General features: G+C 66.7%; 1 protein-coding gene. It reads left to right on the forward strand.

The annotated features are described in order from the left end of the window. Positions 1 to 89: 89 nt before the first annotated feature. A complete protein-coding gene (locus E1H18_RS26300; protein WP_172275094.1) occupies positions 90 to 1,031 on the forward strand; it encodes an IS481 family transposase in 942 nt (313 codons plus the stop codon).

The following is a 1,031-nucleotide window of genomic DNA, read 5'->3' on the forward strand; positions in this document are numbered from 1 at the left end:
TGTCGAAGCTATGAAGGTTGTTCACCCGGAGGCGGGCTTGAACGAAGCTGGGGTTGCGACACTCCACTTCCAGAGCCGGAAGCCCCCGGATGAACATCCATCACAATGCCCGTCTGACGCCGCTGGGTCGAGCGGCGATGATTTCACGGATCGAGACTGACGGCTGGTCGGTGGCCAAGGCCGCCGAGGCCTTCGGGATTTCGCGTCGCACGGCCGGCAAGTGGCTGCGGCGGCATCGGCGGGGCGGCGAGCGAAGGCTTCACGACCGCAGCTCGGCGCCGCGCCGATGTCCGCGCAAGACGCCTGACGACATCGTCGTCCAGGTGGAGACGTTGCGCCGTCAACGCATGACCGGCCCGGCCATCGCCCACGCCTTGGGGCTGGCGCGCTCGACGGTTGGCTTGATCCTGCGTCGGCTGGGCCTGGGCAAGCTGTCGGCCCTGGATCCGAAGATCCCCGTCGTCCGCTACGAGCGCGCCGCGCCTGGCGAGATGATCCACCTGGACATCAAGAAACTGGGCAAGTTCAACGTCCAGGGCCATCGCGTCACCGGCGACCGTCAGGCCGGCCGCTCCAGGAAGGCCGGCTGGGACTTCCTGCACGTCTGCGTCGATGACGCCTCGCGCCTGGCCTATACCGAGATCCTGCCTTCCGAAGGCCAAGCCGACACGACCGCATTCCTCGAACGGGCCATCGCCTGGCTGGGCCGCCACGGCGTCGCCGTCCAGCGGGTGATGACCGACAACGGCTCGGCCTATCGCTCCAAGCTCTTCGCCAACGCCCTACAGGCCGCCGGCGCCAGACACGTCCGGACTCGACCCTACACGCCCAGGACCAACGGCAAGGCCGAACGCTTCATTCAGACCAGCCTGCGCGAATGGGCCTATGGCCGACCCTACGCCTGCTCGGACGAACGCGCTCGCGCCATCCAACCTTGGACCGCCAGCTATAATCTCAACCGCCCCCACTCCGGCATCAAAGGCCTCACGCCCTGGCAGCGTGTGAACAACCTTCTTGGAAACGACAGCTAG

It is taken from the genome of Caulobacter sp. RHG1 (assembly GCF_013181195.1).
In the GTDB taxonomy this organism is placed as follows: Bacteria; Pseudomonadota; Alphaproteobacteria; order Caulobacterales; family Caulobacteraceae; genus Caulobacter.